The sequence below is a fragment of the Acuticoccus mangrovi genome (assembly GCF_016411865.1).
In the GTDB taxonomy this organism is placed as follows: domain Bacteria; phylum Pseudomonadota; class Alphaproteobacteria; order Rhizobiales; family Amorphaceae; genus Acuticoccus; species Acuticoccus mangrovi.
This window is the reverse complement of record NZ_JAEKJA010000003.1, coordinates 79,912-94,629: the sequence shown is the minus strand read 5'-3', so window position 1 is coordinate 94,629 and position 14,718 is coordinate 79,912. Positions and strand designations below refer to the sequence as shown.

The 14,718-nt window shown below is 69.7% G+C and carries 13 protein-coding genes; 2 read left to right on the top strand and 11 right to left on the bottom strand.

Annotated features, from left to right (window positions below; genetic code table 11):
• Nucleotides 1–3 precede the first annotated feature (3 nt).
• Together JCR33_RS04475 and JCR33_RS04470 are read right to left on the bottom strand one after the other, a co-directional pair.
• The gene (locus JCR33_RS04475; RefSeq protein ID WP_198880835.1) at nt 4–888 is read right to left on the bottom strand and encodes a hypothetical protein; all 885 of its coding nucleotides are present in this window, start codon (nt 886–888) and stop codon (nt 4–6) included.
• A gap of 179 nt (nt 889–1,067) precedes the next feature.
• The gene (locus tag JCR33_RS04470) at nt 1,068–1,403 is read right to left on the bottom strand and encodes a hypothetical protein (protein WP_198880834.1); all 336 of its coding nucleotides are present in this window, start codon (nt 1,401–1,403) and stop codon (nt 1,068–1,070) included.
• Nucleotides 1,404–1,577: 174 nt separating this feature from the next.
• On the opposite strand from JCR33_RS04470, the gene JCR33_RS04465 reads away from it, so the two are divergent.
• Nucleotides 1,578–1,973, top strand: a complete 396-nt coding sequence (locus tag JCR33_RS04465) for a hypothetical protein (RefSeq protein ID WP_198880833.1) — start codon at nt 1,578–1,580, stop codon at nt 1,971–1,973.
• A 15-nt stretch (nt 1,974–1,988) separates the two neighbouring features.
• Complete coding sequence (gene ligA, locus JCR33_RS04460; RefSeq protein WP_198880832.1) at nt 1,989–4,235, top strand: NAD-dependent DNA ligase LigA; 2,247 nt, start codon at nt 1,989–1,991, stop codon at nt 4,233–4,235.
• A 177-nt stretch (nt 4,236–4,412) separates the two neighbouring features.
• On the opposite strand, the gene JCR33_RS04455 is transcribed toward ligA, so the two are convergent.
• From JCR33_RS04455 to JCR33_RS04415, 9 genes are all read right to left on the bottom strand, one after another.
• On the bottom strand, nt 4,413–5,975 hold the full coding sequence (locus JCR33_RS04455; RefSeq protein ID WP_198880831.1) for a hypothetical protein: 1,563 nt from the start codon (nt 5,973–5,975) through the stop codon (nt 4,413–4,415).
• A gap of 177 nt (nt 5,976–6,152) precedes the next feature.
• Nucleotides 6,153–7,109 (bottom strand): GDP-L-fucose synthase family protein, encoded by a 957-nt coding sequence (locus JCR33_RS04450; protein ID WP_269751137.1) that lies wholly within the window; start codon nt 7,107–7,109, stop codon nt 6,153–6,155.
• 81 nt (nt 7,110–7,190) lie between these two features.
• Nucleotides 7,191–7,928 (bottom strand): pyridoxal 4-dehydrogenase, SDR-type, encoded by a 738-nt coding sequence (gene pldH, locus JCR33_RS04445; RefSeq protein ID WP_198880830.1) that lies wholly within the window; start codon nt 7,926–7,928, stop codon nt 7,191–7,193.
• Nucleotides 7,929–7,955: 27 nt separating this feature from the next.
• Nucleotides 7,956–9,125 carry a pyridoxamine--pyruvate transaminase gene (ppaT, locus tag JCR33_RS04440; RefSeq protein ID WP_198880829.1) on the bottom strand — a complete coding sequence of 390 codons (1,170 nt, stop codon included), beginning with the start codon at nt 9,123–9,125 and terminating at the stop codon, nt 7,956–7,958.
• Nucleotides 9,118–9,924 carry a 4-pyridoxolactonase gene (gene pldA, locus JCR33_RS04435; protein ID WP_198880828.1) on the bottom strand — a complete coding sequence of 269 codons (807 nt, stop codon included), beginning with the start codon at nt 9,922–9,924 and terminating at the stop codon, nt 9,118–9,120. The genes ppaT and pldA overlap by 8 nt, the downstream gene beginning before the upstream one ends.
• Nucleotides 9,925–9,954: 30 nt before the next feature.
• Nucleotides 9,955–10,890: a putative B6 ABC transporter permease subunit 1 gene (locus JCR33_RS04430; protein WP_198880827.1), complete on the bottom strand. Its 936-nt coding sequence runs from the start codon at nt 10,888–10,890 to the stop codon at nt 9,955–9,957.
• A complete protein-coding gene (locus JCR33_RS04425; RefSeq protein WP_198880826.1) occupies nt 10,890–11,963 on the bottom strand; it encodes a putative B6 ABC transporter permease subunit 2 in 1,074 nt (357 codons plus the stop codon). The genes JCR33_RS04430 and JCR33_RS04425 overlap by 1 nt, the downstream gene beginning before the upstream one ends.
• On the bottom strand, nt 11,960–13,492 hold the full coding sequence (locus tag JCR33_RS04420; RefSeq protein ID WP_198880825.1) for a putative B6 ABC transporter ATP-binding protein: 1,533 nt from the start codon (nt 13,490–13,492) through the stop codon (nt 11,960–11,962). The genes JCR33_RS04425 and JCR33_RS04420 overlap by 4 nt, the downstream gene beginning before the upstream one ends.
• Nucleotides 13,493–13,618: 126 nt before the next feature.
• Nucleotides 13,619–14,653: a putative B6 ABC transporter substrate-binding protein gene (locus JCR33_RS04415; protein WP_198880824.1), complete on the bottom strand. Its 1,035-nt coding sequence runs from the start codon at nt 14,651–14,653 to the stop codon at nt 13,619–13,621.
• Nucleotides 14,654–14,718 lie beyond the last annotated feature (65 nt).

Sequence of the window (14,718 nt, the reverse complement as noted above, 5' to 3'; positions counted from 1 at the left end):
GGCTCAGTCCACCGAGGCGAGGCCGCGTCCGAGGGAAATCCCCGCGGTGATGCCGCCCGCTGCGCCGGCGGTGCGGCCGACGAGCTCTTCGAAGCCGGACCCGTCGAGCGTTCCGGCGGATGCGGGAATCCGTTGCAGGAGGTCGCGCGCGAGGGGCGCGAGCGCTCCGTCGCCGACGAAGAGCGGGCCGATCGTGTAGTCGTCGGCCGCGACGAGGAGGGCGGCGCGAAAGTCCGTCGCCGCGGCGAGGCTGCTCGCGAGGTCGGGAGCCGCCCGGATGGCGGCGAGAAAGCGCTCGCTGCCGAGTTTCAGCGAGACGAGGGAGCTTGCGTCGTTCTCGTTCATGAGGGCGCCGATCGCGGCATCGGCGGCCATGGCGGTTTCGACGATCTTCGCCCGCTCCGCCTCGAAGCGGCCGAGGCGGTCGAGCCGCTGCGCGAGCGCGCCTTCGAGCAGCCGCGCGATGCCGTCGGCCGGCACCCCGGCGAGGGCGGCTTGACGGGAGAAGAGGTAGAGCCCGGCGGCATCGGCCGGGGAGAGGGTGGCGGCGGGACCGGTGCGCAGGATCGCCGTGGGATCGATCACGGGCGCCTCCGGCGATCCGCGGATGACGGCGGAGAGCGGCGCGCCGGTGCGGACGGCGATGCCGGGGAAGACGCCGACGAGGAAGGGCAGGGCGAAGGCGAGCGCCGAGAGGCCGAGGAGGCGGAAGCGGCGCCGCGCCTCCGCCGTGCCGGGGTCGAAGGTCAGGGCGAGCACGCCGCCGGCCGACCCGAGCAGCGAGAAGAGAAGCGGCAGGACGACGCCCACCACGGGGCTGGCGCTCGCCCCGACGAGAAAGCCCGCGACCATGCCGAGCGCAACGCAGCCGAGAAAATATGCTGTCATATCAATGGCCTGATGAGCCGGCGCCAAGCGGATATCCGCCCGGATCGCCGCCGTCCCGAAATATCTGTGCAGCGTAGCAGATCGGGCCGCCCTTTGGCATCAGACGGGTTGGAGCGCGACCAAGTCGATGTGGCCCCCGACCTCCTTCGCAATCCGCACCATCTTCGCGGCGCCGTCGATCACGTCGGCGGGGCGCTTTTCGGGCCTGCAGGCCTGGTCGGTAATTCGCTTCCCGACTTCACCTGGTCGAGACGCCACTTGGCGGCGTATTGAACCTCCCGCGAAAATTCGTCGGGAAACTTCCTGACCGCCGCCTCAATAGTCCAGTCAAGCAGTCCAAGCGCGTCGAGCCGCCGAAAGCCGCTTTGGATGTCGCCGCTTACTACCAAACGCGAAATGGCGTCGACGGTCCCATGCCGTCGACGCATCTGAATGAAGGTGGTTGGGCTGTATCCGCGCTTTCGCGAGAGGCGGATCATCTCGTCTATGAAAGACTCCAACGTGAGTGACGTCATCGTCTCCTCCCCCCGGATCTCAAGACAAGCCTACAGGATTGGATGGCGGATCGCGATGAGGTGAGCGGATCGGCTCCAGAATGCACACTGAGGCACTATCGGGCGGTGCGGGCGGCGGCGCTTTCGTGGGATCTCGTATAAAGTGAGGCCGGTTTGGTCTGTCGGAGACGCTCTATGCGTGCCCTCTGTCTCGGCCTGTCGCTCCTCGCGGCGGGGCCTGCCTTTGCGACCGGCTCGCTCGAATGCCAGGGGATCGACGACAACGCCGTCGTCGCCTCGCTGCTTCTGACGCGCAGCGAGCCGCCCGTGCTGATGCCGCTGCGCGCGGAGATCGTCACCGTGGACACCACCTGGTCCACCGTCGGCGTGGAGGGGGCGAAGCTCGTCGACATCGTCCACACCTACGCCGACGAGCGTAGCGCCATCGTCGAGTTCGCCGATCCCGCGACCTCCGAGATCCTCATCTCGCTGCGTCTTGCCCGCGGCGTGGCCGCGGATAGCTATGCGGAGGCAGGGGTGCTTGTGATCGTGGGTGTTGGGGCATACGCCGTCGCCTGCATCGACGGCTGAGCTAGGGGACCAAAGGTGGCTGACCGGACGACGACGGAGCGGCATGCCGCGCTTTCCAAGGAGATCGCCGAGCACGACAAGCGCTATTTCCAGGACGACGACCCGATCATCTCCGACGCCGCCTACGACGCGCTGCGGCGGGAGCTGGAGGACCTCGAGGCCGAATATCCGGAGCTCGCCGACGGGTCGATCTCGGCCGAGATCGGCGCCGCTCCCTCCGGCGCCTTCGCCGAGGTCGAGCATCCGGTGCCGATGGTCTCGCTCAACAAGGCGCTGACCGAGGCGGAGGTGGAAGAATTCATCGCCCGGGTGCGGCGCTTCCTGAAGCTCGACGGGGACACGGCGCTCACCTTCACCGCCGAGCCGAAGATCGACGGGTTGTCGATCAGCCTGCGCTACGAGGAGCGCAAGCTCGTGGTGGCGGCGACGCGGGGCGACGGGCGCACCGGCGAGAACGTCACCGCCAACGTCGGCTACGTCGACGCCATTCCGAAGACGCTGCCGAAGGCGGCGCCCGACGTCTTCGAGGTGCGCGGCGAGGTCTACATGACGCACGGCGACTTCGAGGCGCTGAACGCGCGCCTGTTGGAGGCCGACAAGCGGCCCGTCGCCAATCCGCGCAATGCGGCGGCCGGCTCGCTGCGTCAGGTGGATGCGTCGAAGACCGGTGACCGGCCGCTCCACTTCTTCGCCTATGGGTGGGGGGCGGTGAGCGAGATGCCCGCGGACACCCAGTGGGGGATGATGGAGGCGCTCGCGGCCTGGGGGCTGCCGGTGAACCCGTTGACGCGGCGCTGCGACGGCCTCGCCGAGCTGATGGCGGCCTACGCGGCCATCGAAGAGGAGCGGTCCGGTCTCCCCTACGACATCGACGGCATGGTCTATAAGCTCGATCGGCTGGACCTCCAGCGCCGCCTCGGCGAGCGGGAGCGGCGGCCGCGCTGGGCGATCGCCCACAAGTTCCCGGCCGAGCGGGCGATCACCGTGCTCGAGGCGATCGACGTGCAGGTGGGGCGCACCGGCGCGCTGACGCCGGTGGCGAAGCTCGATCCGATCACCGTCGGCGGCGTGGTGGTGAAGAACGCGACCCTGCACAATGCGGACGAGATCGCCCGGCTCGACGTGCGGGTGGGCGACACCGTGGAGATCCAGCGCGCCGGCGACGTGATCCCGCAGGTGGTGCGGGTTCTGAAGGAGAAGCGTCCGGCGGGGGCCGAGCCCTACGTGTTTCCGGATCGCTGCCCCGTGTGTGGCAGTCACGTGGTGGCCGAGATGAACCCGCGCACCGGGCGCCCCGACGTGGTGCGCCGCTGCACCGGCGGCCTCGTCTGCGCCGCCCAGCAGGTGGAGCGGCTGAAGCACTTCGTGAGCCGCGCCGCGTTCGACATCGAGGGGCTGGGGTCCAAGCAGATCGCCGCCTTCCACGCCGAGGGGTTGATCCGCACGCCGGCGGACATCTTCACCCTCGCCGCCCGCGACGCCGAGCGGCCGGAGGGCGAGCGGCTGGTCGACCGCGAGGGGTACGGCGAGACGAGTGTCAGGAACCTCTTCGCCGCCATCGACAGCCGGCGCACCATCGCGCTGCGGCGTCTGATCTACGCGCTCGGCATTCGCCGGGTGGGCGAGATCTCGGCGCGTCTTCTGGCGCTCCATTTCGGCACCTGGGAGGCCTTCCGCAGCGCGATGGAGGCGCTGGCGGCCGCGGCGAAGGCACGGGAGGAGGAGGCGCGGGAGGAGGAAGCGCGGGAGGAGGAAGCGCGCGAGGAGGAAGCGCGCGAGGACGAAGCGCGGGAGGGGGAAGCACACGAGGAAAAAGCGCGCGAGGAGGAAGCGCGCAAGGAGGATGCGCCTCCCGACGCGGAGGCGGAAGCCGGCGACAGCGTGCGGGCGGATCTCGAGAGCATCGACGGCATCGGCGGCACGGTGGTTGAGGCGCTCGAGGCCTTCTTCGGCGAGGCGCACAACGTTGAGGCGGTCGACGCGTTGATGGCCGAGGTGACGGCCGAGCCCGAGGTGCAGCGGGCGGTGGATTCGCCGATCGCGGGCAAGGCGATCGTGTTCACCGGATCGCTGGAGGCGATGACGCGGGACGAGGCGAAGGCGCGCGCCGAGGCGCTGGGTGCGCGCGTGGTGGGGTCGATCTCCAAGAAGACGGACATCGTGGTGGCGGGCCCCGGCGCGGGCTCCAAGCTCACCAAGGCCCAGGCGCTTGGGATCGAGGTGTGGGACGAAGACGCTTGGATGGCCTGCGCCGCCGAATAGCTCCCGCCGAGGATCCTGCGGGCTGGTGATCGGCGCGATGTCGCGAGGCCGCGGCGCGGTGCACGCGGCGCCGCGATGTCGCGAGCCGGGAGCGTCGGCACCCGGCGTTGTGAGGCGACGCTTTGGGTCGGGCGTCGGCCCTCGCGTGTGCTGGTGCGCGAGCGGCCGAGTCGCCGGTCAGCTGCGGCTGACGAACTTGCAGAAGCGGCTGGTGCGACCGCTCTTCGTCGTCTCCTTGAAGTGAAAGGCGAGGGCCTTCTCCTCGATGGCCTGGAGGAAGTCCGGCCAGGCGAGCTCCCGAAGGCCCGGCTCGACGCTGCCGAAGCCGATCCGCAGCATGCCGGTGCTCTCGCCGTCCATCGCCGAGGCGATGTGACAGGGGCGGCCGCCGCGCGCTTCCACCCATTCACGGATGCGGGCGTGGTCGGTGGTGGTGATTGCCGTGTCACCCGTCGCGGCCTTCGTCGGACGGGTGGGACTCGAGACCTTCGCCGGCTTCGCGCCGCTGGCGCTTTTCTTCGCTTCTGCCTGCGCGGCCCGCGGCGCCGTCTTGCCGTCGGCCTGCGCCGCACGTGGTGCCGTCTTGCCGTCGGCCTTCGCGGACGCGGGCGACGGCTTGGCGGCCGAAGCGCTGCGCTTGGGGGCGGCGGGGGCGGCCGCAGCCTTGGAAGGCTTGGCGGCGGACTTTGCGGCCGTCGATTTTGCGTCTGCCGATTTGGTCGCGGTCGATTTGGAGGCAGACGGCTTGGTCCCGGACGACTTGGTCACGGGCGGCATGGTTCCGGACGACTTCGTTTGAGACGGCACTGTGCGCGGTGACTTGGCGTCCGTCGGCGTCGCGCTCGTCGGCGTTGTTTTCGCCGACTTGACGCCTGCTGATTTGGCTTTGGCCGCATCGGCGCCCGCTGACTTTCCGCCTGCTGACTTGGTGCTCGCCGACTTGGCTGCTGTCGACTTGGCGCTTGCCGACTTGGCGCTTGCCAGCTTGGCCTTGGTCGGGGTGGGTTTGGCCGACGCCGACTTTGCCGGCGTGGGCGACGACGCCTTGCTGGCGGACTTGGTGCGTGACGTCGGCGTGGAGGTCACGGCTGGCGTGACGGTGCCGGCAGTTTGCGCCTTGGCCGTCCCGTTTGCGGCTCTCCGCCGGGAGGCTGTCGCCGGCGTTGGGGTCGTCGAGGCGGTCTTCTGAGCGACAGTGATGCGCTGCGTGCCGTTCGCCTTGTGCGACGCAGTGGCTCTTCGCGAGGCGCTCACCTTCTGTGATGCGCCGGCTTTCCGCGAGGCGCTCGTCTTCGGCGACACGCCTGTCTTCCCCGAGGCTTCGGCCTTCTGCGAGGGGTTGGGCTTCGGCGTGGCGCTGGATTTCGGCGCCGTGGCGGGTGTCGCTGCGCCGTTCTTTCGGGCCGTGCCTTTGGGGGAGACGGCCTTCTTCGGTTCAGCGCGCTTCGCCGGTGCCGGTGCGGCGTGCGTCGCCTCGACCACCTTGCAGGAGCGGCTGAGGTTGCCGGACTTGGTCTTCTCCTGGAGACGGAGGGCGAGGTTCTCCGTCTCCAGCAACTTGAAGAAGGTGTCCCAGCTGATGGGCTTCAGCGACGGGCTCGCCTTGCCGAAATCCAACCTCGGGCGCTCGCCGACCGCGCGCTTTCCGGTCGTCGTGGCCGACATGGCCGGCCGGCCGCCTCGCGCCTCGGCCCATGCCTTGATCCGGCTCGGATCGCGCGTCAGCTCTTCGTCGCTCATGGCGCCACCTCTTCCTTCCAACGCGGTGTGAACGCGGATCGGTGTCTTTCGGGTTCGACCCGGTCTGCCGCGGGCACGGGCCCGGGGGACCCGAACCGGACCCTTCGCAACGACGATGGCTGAATTGCGCGCTTTTATCCAACCGAAGCTGGCGCGGGGCTTGTAGCCCCGGAAATCCTAGGCGGCCATCGCCATGTGGTGGTCGAGAAACCACCTGTAGGTGGCGGAGAGCCCGTCGCGCAGACCGATCCGCGGCTGCCAGCCGAGCGCGTCGAGCTGCGAGACGTCGAGCCGCTTGCGGGGCATCCCGTCGGGCTTCGTATGGTCGAAGCGCAGCTCGCCGTTGAAGCCCACCGTGTCGGCGACGAGCTCCGCCACGTCGCGGATCGAGATGTCCTGCCCGGTGCCGATGTTCACGTGCTCGTATCCGTCGTGATGCTGGGCCAAGTGGACGATGGCGTCGGCGCAGTCGTCGACATGGAGGAACTCGCGGCGCGGCGTGCCGCTGCCCCACACGCTCATGTGGTTGGCGCCGCAGATGCGCGCGTCGTGCGCCTTGCGCATCAGCGCCGGGATGACGTGGCTCGACAGGAGGTCGAAGTTGTCGCCGGGGCCGTAGAGGTTGGTGGGCATCACCGAGATGTAGCGGGCGCCGTGCTCCTTCATCAGCGCCTGCACCATCTTGATGCCGGCGATCTTGGCGACGGCGTACCACTCGTTGGTCGGCTCCAGCGCCCCCGTCATCAGCGCCGACTCGGTGATCGGCTGCATCGCCCCGCGGGGATAGATGCAGGAGGAGCCGAGGAACACGAGCCGGCTCACCCCCGCCTCGAAGGCGCCGAGGATCACGGCGAGCTCGAGCTCCAGATTGTCGAACAGGAATTCCGTCGGCCGGGTGTCGTTGGCGAGGATGCCGCCGACACGGCCCGCCGCCAGGAACACGCAGTCCGGCCGATGCGCCTCGATCCAGCCGCGCACCCGGATCCGGTCGCGCAAGTCGAGCTCGTTGCGCGGCGCGGCGAGGATCGTCACGTCATCCTCGAGCTCCAGGCGCCGCACCAGCGCGCTGCCGACCATGCCGCGATGGCCGGCCACGAACACGCGCTTACCCCTCAGACAATATGTTTTCGTCATGTCGGACCCCCCCTTTGTTGAGGGTCCGACTATTTCACAACCTAAGATGTATTAAAAGATGATTCGCAACCGAATCGCGCGTTACCAGCGCACCATGCCCGCATCCACGTTGATGGTCTGGCCGGTGATCCAGTGCGCCTCGTCGGTGGCGAGGAAGGCGACCACCGGGGCGATGTCCTCCGGCTTGCCCTGGCCGGGAATCGCCTGAAGCATCTCCACGAAGCCGAACGCCTCCTTGTGCGGGCTCGCCATCACCCCGTCGGAGGCGGTGAGCCCGGGCGTGACGGCGTTCACCGTGATGCCGTACTTGCCGATCTCGGTGGCGAGCGCCCGCGTGAAGCCGAACACGCCGCCCTTCGCCGCCACGTAGGCCGCCATGTTGGGGGTGCCGGCGAAGATGGTGTTGGAGCAAATGTTGATGACGCGCCCCTTCACCTCGTTCGCGCGCATCATGTCGGTGGCGGCGCGGCTCATCAGGAAGACGCCGGTGAGGTTGGTGTCGATGATCCTCTTCCAGTGGGCGAGGTCGACGTCGTCCCAGGCGACGAAGGGGACGATGGCGGCATTGTTGACGAGGATGTCGAGGCCGCCCGCGGCGCCCACCGTCTCGAAGAGGGCGGCGACGGAGGCGGGGTCGGAGATGTCGGTCTTGTGGGCCGTGGCGTTGCCGAGCTCGGCGGCGAGGGCGGCGACGCCCGCCTCGTTGATGTCGGCAAGGTGCAGCGTGGCCCCCGCCTTGGAGAGGCGCCGGGCGATCGCCGCGCCGATCCCCTGGGCCGCGCCCGTGACGACGGCCGTCTTGCCGCTGAGGTCATCCATCTGAGAGATCCTTCTTGTGGGGGCCGGTCATGGGGCGGCGTCGATGACGGAGAGGGCGGCGGCGACGCCGGCGCCGACGTCCACCGTGTGGCCGAGGGCGTTGAGCGCTCCGCCGAAGGCGGTCACGGCGAGGGTGGCGTAGAGCGGGCGCGCGGTGGTGCCCATATGGCCGATGCGCACGAGCTTGCCGTCGGTCTCCTTGCGCCCCTTGGAGAAGACGACGCCGTAGCGCATCTGGGCTTCGGTCAGGAGGGCGTCGGCCGACACCCCGTCCGGCACCGCGACGGCGGTGCAGGTGGGCGAGGCGATCGCCTCGCGCGCGGCCCACAGCGACAGCCCCATCGCCTTGATGCCGGCGCGGCAGGCGGCCGCCGTCAGCGCGTGGCGGGCCCACACCTTCTCCGGGCCCTCCTCCAGGTAGAGGGCGAGGGCGGCGTCGAGGCCGTTCATCTCCGCCACCGAGGGGGTGAAGGGGAAGGGGCGGTCGGCCTTGTGGGCGTCCTTCCAGTCGAGGATGGAGAGGATCGAGGCGCGGGGGGCGGCGGGGTTCGCGGCCATCTTCTCCCACGCCGCCTCCGATACGGCGAGGATGGTGAGGCCGGGCGTGCCGCCGAGGCACTTGTTGGGGCCGGTGATGTAGAGCGCCGCGTGGCAGGCGTCGGGGCTCGTCGGCATGCCGCCCCAGGAGGAGACGGCGTCGACGATGAGGAGCGCGCCGTGCTCGGCCACCACCGCGCCGATCTCGTCGATGGGGTTGAGCGTGCCCGAGGGGGTGTCGTGGTGGCAGACGGAGACGATCGTGACGTCGGGCCGCTCGGCGAGCTTGGTGCGCACCGTCTCGGGGCTGATCGCCTCGTTGTAGGGGACCGCGATCTCGGTCACCTCCTTGGCGTAGCGGGCGGCCCAGTAGCCGAAGCCCTTGCCGTAGACGCCGGAGGCGAGGTTGAGGACGACGTCGTCCGCCGCGATCAGCGAGGCGGCGCCGGCCTCGAGCCCCAGCACCGGCTCGCCCTGGAGGATGACCGGCGCGGCGGCGGTGCCGAGGGCGACGCGCGCCCGCTCCACGATCCGCTCATACTCGGCGAGGTAGAGCGGATCGAAATCGTAGCGCACCGGCCGGCTGATGCCCGCCAGCACCTCCGGGTAGGCGTCGACGGGCCCCGTCGACAAGGTGAAGACGGTGGTGCGCTCAGCCATAAAATTGGGTGCCGGTCTTGTAGGTCTGGAAGTTCGCCATGTCGTGCGAATACATCAGATCGGCGTCCTTCTCGGCCGCCAACGCCTTGAGCCGCTCCATCGAGCGCACCCCCGCCACCGGATCGATGTGGAAGCTCGCCTGATTGTTGGTTTTGAGGCTCTGCTCGGTGTAGGCGGCGTCGATGGTGAAGAGGATCGGCTTGCGCGTGCCGAACTCGACGAGAAGGCTGTAGTTCCCCACCGTGTGGCCGGGCGTGTAGATGAAGGTCACGCCCTTGGCGAGCTCCACGTCGCCCTCGATCAGCTCGAACTGGGAGTTCGCCGCCGTGGTGCCTTCGAGGAGCTGATCGCTCTTGCCGCGGGCCTCGGCCGCCTCGGCGGAGAAGGAGAGGTCGGAGTAGCCGAGCACCTCGAACACCTCCGGCTGGGCGGCCTGGGTGATCTCGTTCTTGTGGCAGATCTTCTTGGCGTGCGGGAAATATTTGTTGCCGCCGACGTGGTCGAAGTGGAAGTGGGAGTTCACCACCACCGGGATGTCCTTCGGCTCCAGGCCGAGGAGCTTCAGCGCGCCGGGGATCGTCTGATCCTTCGTCTGCTGCGGCTTCTCGAAGGCGAGGGCGGCCATCACGTGGTCGTAGTCGAAGCCGGTGTCGATGAGGAAGCGGCCCTCGGCGTGCTCGATGAGGATCGAGTAGACGGGGAAGCGCACCTCGCCTCCCGGACCGCGGTTCCAGAAGATATGAAAGCCGTCGAGGACGAGGGTGCCGCCGTCGAGCAGGTAGACCTTGGTGTCGGACATCGTGGGCCTCTTGTTTCGGTCAAGTGAGCGCTAACGTTCGCCGCGGACGTACGGCAGGCCGAGCGCGGCGGGCAGCTTCGCCCGGCGCCCGAAGATGACGAGCACGGCCATCACGGCCGCGAAGGGAACCATCTGGATCACGTCGGTGGGAATGTTCACGCCGCCCACCTGGAGCGCGGTGGTGAGCGCCATCGACGCGCCGAAGAGGAGAGCGCCGAAGAGCACCCACCCCGGCCGCCCCCGCGCCAGCATGGCAAGAACGATGCCGATGAAGCCGGCCCCGCCGGTCATGAAGGGAATGAACAGGCCGGCGCCGATATTGGCCATGTAGGTGCCGCCCATGCCGGCCATCGCGCCGGTGAAGAGCACGGCGGCGGTGCGCGTCGTCACCACCGAGACGCCGGCCGCGTCGAGCGCCGCGGGCTTGTCGCCGGCCGCCTGGAGGTGGAGGCCGAGCCCGGTGCGGCGGAAGACGAAGACGAGCAGCGGCACCATCAGCACCGCGAGATAGACGAAGGGGTGCCGGTCGAAGAGGGCGCGGCCGAGAACCGGGATCTCGGAGAGGAAGGGGATCGGCAGCGTCTCCACCCCCGGCAGGCGCGGATAGGTGCGCGAGAACTGCACGTGATGGAGGAGGGCGGTGATCCCTTCCGCTCCGAGGGTGAGGGCGATGCCCACGACGATCTGGTTGAGACCGAGGCGCACGCACAGGAGCGCCATCAACAGCGCGACCGCCATGCCGCCCGCCGCCCCCGCGGCGAAGCCGAGCCAGAAGGAGCCGGTGGACCAGGCCGCGACGAACCCCGTGTAGGCGCCCACCAGCATCATGCCCTCGATGCCGATATTGAGGACGCCCGCCTTCTCCGACACCTGCTCGCCGAGCCCGGCGAGGAGCAGCGGCACCCCCGCCGTGACCGCGCCGGCGAGGAGGGAGGTGAGGAAGGCGACGGTGAGAAGCTGTTCCATCAGGTCGTCCGTTGACGCCGGCGGTGGTCGACATATTCGGCGAGCGCCAGGGCGATGAGAAGGATCGACACCACCACCAGCGTGAAGAAGTGCGGCACCCCGAGCCGCCGCGCCGCGCTCTCCCCGCCGATCGAGAGGATCGAGAAGGCGAACACGAAGACGATCGCCGCCACCCCGTTGAACCGGGCGAGGAAGACGAGCGGGATCACCGCGAGGCCGTAGGCGGGGTTCCAGTCGGCCCGCACGTTGCCCTGGACGCCCAGCACCTCCACCGCGCCGGCGATGCCGGCGAGCGCGCCGGAGAGGCAGAACACCGCGATGGTGAGGGCGGGCACCGACAGTCCCGCGTGCACCGCCGCCCGCGGATTGGTGCCGACGATCCTGAGGCGCATGCCGAAGGCCGTCCGCGTCATGACGAAGTGCACGGCGAGGACGGCGACGACGCCGATGAGGAGGCCGGAGGAGATCGTGCTCTCCGGCAGCGTCGGCAAGCGGTCGGCGACGGGGAGGGTGCGGGTCTGCGGCACCGTGGTGGCGGGGTCGAGGAAGAGCAGCTTGACGAGGACGTTGGCGAGCGAGATGCCGAGGAAGGTCATCATCAAGGTGGTGATGATCTCGTTGACGCCCTCGTAGGCCTTGAGGAGCGCGGGAACGAGCGCCCACAGCGCCCCAGCGGCGGCGGCGACGAGGATGCACAAGGGCAGCATCGCCGCCTGGGGCAGAACGGTGGACAGGGGCTGCGCCGTCGCCCCCACCAGCACGGCGCCGAGCAGGAATTGCCCGTCGATGCCGAGGTTCCAGAGGCCGGCGCGGAACGCCATGATGAGGCTCGCCGCGAGGCAGAGGAGCGGGGCCATGCGCGTCAGCGTCGCCTGAAGCCCGAGCCACGACGTGAGGCCGCGGCGCAGCACGTAGGCGTAGTAGGCGACGGGGTCGACGCTGAGGAGGGCGAGCACCAGCGCTGAAAGGAGGAGAGCCGCCACGATCGGGGCGAGGGTGGTGAGGACGAGCCGCGTCAGCCCGAAGGGGGGGCGGGAGCGCGGCGTGTCGAGCGTCTGATCGGTCGCGCTCATGCCGCCACCCGTCCCACCATGAGGTCGGCGACGGCGGCGCGCGCGTCGGGTCCGTTCGGCACGGTGCCGACGATGCGGCCCGCCGACATCACCGCGATGCGGTCCGACAGGGCGAGGATCTCGTCGAGATCGGTGGAGATGAGGACGGTCGCGACCCCGGCTTCGGCGGCGGCGAGAATGCGCGCGCGCGTCGCCTCGGTGTTGGCGACGTCGAGCCCGTAGGTGGGCTTGGCGTAGATGACGACCTTCGCCTCCCCGGTCAGCTCGCGGGCGAGGATCACCTTTTGCATGTTGCCGCCCGACAGGCGGCCGATGGGGGTGGCGACGGACGGGGTGCGCACGTCGAAGTCGGCGACCATCCGCGCGGCGTGGGCGCCGATCGCGCTTTTGTCGACGAGGCCGGCGGCCGACCAGAAGGGGGAGGCGCCGACGTCCTTGGTCACGAAATTCTCCGCCACCGCGAACGGGCCGACGGTGCCCTCGTGGTGGCGGTCGTCGGTGAGGTAGCGCAGCCCCTTGCGGCGGCGGGCGCCGACGCCGAGGCCGTCGATCGCCTCGCCGGCGAGGCGGATCGAGCCCGCCGCGACGCGCTGGCCGGCGAGCACCTCGGCGAGCTCGCGCTGGCCGTTGCCGTCGATCCCGGCGATCCCGAGCACCTCGCCGGGCGCCACCTCGAGGGACACGTCCTTGAGGCCGACGCCGCCGGGCACCTGAAGTGACAGGCCCGTCGCCTGCAGGATCGGAGGTTCGGCGGAGGCCGGGCGCGGGGTGCGCGCCATCGCCTCGGCCCGATCGCGGCCGAACATCAGCCCGACGATCTCGGCCATCGTCGCCTCCTTGGGCTGGGCGGCGATGTGGTCGGGCGTCAGCTCGCCCACCTTGCGGCCGAGGCGCAGCACCGACACGCGGTCGCCGAAGGCGAGCGCCTCGTTGAGCTTGTGGGAGATGAACACGATGGCGAGCCCGCGCGCGGCGAGGCGGCGGATCAGGGCTCCGAGTTCGTCCGCCCCGGCGGGCGTCAGCATCGAGGTCGCCTCGTCGAGGATCAGGACGCGGCCGCCGCGCATCAGGGCGCGGGCGATCTCCACCTGCTGCTGCTGGCCGAGGGAGAGGTCGCCGGCGAGCGCGTCCGGATCGACGGCGATGTCGAGGTCTTCGCGCATCGCGGCGAGCTCGGCGGCGATCTTCGCCCGGTCGGGCCGCGACCACCAGGGCTCGCCGAGGGCGAGATTCTCCGCCACCGTCAGCGTGGGGGAGAGCATGATCGTCTGATAGACGCAGGCGATGCCGAGCCGCAGCGCCTCGCGCGGGGAGGCGATCACGCGCGGCGTCCCGTCGACGAGGATGTCGCCGGCGTCGGGCTGCTGCAGTCCCGTCAGCATCGCGATCAGCGTGGACTTGCCGGCGCCGTTCTCCCCGAGAAGCACGTGCACCTCGCCACCCATGAGGGCGAGGTCGACGCCGTCGTTGGCGACGACGCCCGGATAGCGCTTGGTGAGGCCGCGGACGGATAGGATCGGCTCTGTCATGCTCGCTCGTCGGCTCGCCGGTGTCTCAGATCACGGGTGTCTCAGATCACGGGTGTCTCAGATCACGGGTGTCTCAGATCACGAAAGGGGGGCGGCGCCGGTCGGACGTCGCCCCCTCAACCATCGTCAGTCGGCGGAGACGTTCGCCATCTTCGCCCGCACCGCCTGGGCGTCGAACACCGGCTCCACGGTGATCTTGCCGTCGATGATGTCCTGGCGGAGCGCCATCAGCTCGTCCCACGTCGCGTCGGGGATCTGCGGCGTCTTGAGGAGCTTCACCGAATCGTCGGCGATGGAGATCGCGTAGCTCTTGGTGCCGAAGGTGCCGTCCTCGAGGTCCTCGATCATGGCGGTGTAGACGGGTGTCATGTCCCACATCACCGAGGAGAGGAGGTGGCCGGTGTCGAGCTCGCTCTTGTCGCCGATGACGTCGATGAACATCACGTCCGAGCCATCGGTGGCGGGGGTGGTCTCCACGGCCTGGATCATGCCGAAGCTCGACCCGTTGCCCTGGCCGAAGATCACGTCGGCGCCGGCGGCGATCACGCTTTCCGTCACCCGCTTGCCCCCGGCGGCGTCGGAATAGGCGGCGGGGCCGATCACGGCGTAGAGCACCTTCACGCTGTCGTCCTCGGCCTTCACGCCGTCGGCGAAGGCGGCGGAGTGGGAGTTCCACGAGGGCGGCTCACCCGACACCACGATGCCCACGGTGCCGGTGTCGGTGGTCTTGGCGGCGAGGCGGCCGGCGAGATAGGCGCCCTCGTGGCCCGACAGGGTGTAGTCGGCGACGAGGCCGGGCTTCAGCTTGTCGGGGCTGTCGACGATGGCGACGGGAACGCCCGTCTCCTCGGCGATCTCGGGGGCGGCGGTGTTGTAGCCGGAGGCGTGGGCGATCATCAGCCCCACGCCGTCGGCGGCGAGCTCGCGCAGGGTGGGACGGATGTCGCCGTAGCCGAGGCCCTCGGCGGGGATCAGCTCCACGCCGGCCGCTTCGGCGGCCGCCCGGGCCGAATCGACGCCCTGCTGGTTCCAGCCGTAGTCGGTGCCCTGCTCGGGCACCAGGATGGCGATGCTCTCCACCTTCGTCTGCGCCGAGGCGGTGGAGAGGCCCACGAGAAGGGCCGCGGCCACCGCTGGGATGGTATAACGTCTCACACTCATCGAACTCTCCCTCCGTTTGGGGCCGACGGCCCGGTAAACACCTGCACCGTGGAGGCAACAGGAAT

Excerpts from the sequence above, each read along its gene's own strand:
- JCR33_RS04475 (WP_198880835.1), bottom strand. The coding sequence starts at position 888 with ATGACAGCATATTTTCTCGGCTGCGTTGCGCTCGGCATGGTCGCGGGC.
- JCR33_RS04470 (WP_198880834.1), bottom strand. The coding sequence starts at position 1,403 with ATGACGTCACTCACGTTGGAGTCTTTCATAGACGAGATGATCCGCCTC.
- JCR33_RS04465 (WP_198880833.1), top strand. The coding sequence starts at position 1,578 with ATGCGTGCCCTCTGTCTCGGCCTGTCGCTCCTCGCGGCGGGGCCTGCC.
- JCR33_RS04455 (WP_198880831.1), bottom strand. The coding sequence starts at position 5,975 with ATGAGCGACGAAGAGCTGACGCGCGATCCGAGCCGGATCAAGGCATGG.
- JCR33_RS04450 (WP_269751137.1), bottom strand. The coding sequence starts at position 7,109 with ATGACGAAAACATATTGTCTGAGGGGTAAGCGCGTGTTCGTGGCCGGC.
- pldH (WP_198880830.1), bottom strand. The coding sequence starts at position 7,928 with ATGGATGACCTCAGCGGCAAGACGGCCGTCGTCACGGGCGCGGCCCAG.
- ppaT (WP_198880829.1), bottom strand. The coding sequence starts at position 9,125 with ATGGCTGAGCGCACCACCGTCTTCACCTTGTCGACGGGGCCCGTCGAC.
- pldA (WP_198880828.1), bottom strand. The coding sequence starts at position 9,924 with ATGTCCGACACCAAGGTCTACCTGCTCGACGGCGGCACCCTCGTCCTC.
- JCR33_RS04430 (WP_198880827.1), bottom strand. The coding sequence starts at position 10,890 with ATGGAACAGCTTCTCACCGTCGCCTTCCTCACCTCCCTCCTCGCCGGC.
- JCR33_RS04425 (WP_198880826.1), bottom strand. The coding sequence starts at position 11,963 with ATGAGCGCGACCGATCAGACGCTCGACACGCCGCGCTCCCGCCCCCCC.
- JCR33_RS04420 (WP_198880825.1), bottom strand. The coding sequence starts at position 13,492 with ATGACAGAGCCGATCCTATCCGTCCGCGGCCTCACCAAGCGCTATCCG.
- JCR33_RS04415 (WP_198880824.1), bottom strand. The coding sequence starts at position 14,653 with ATGAGTGTGAGACGTTATACCATCCCAGCGGTGGCCGCGGCCCTTCTC.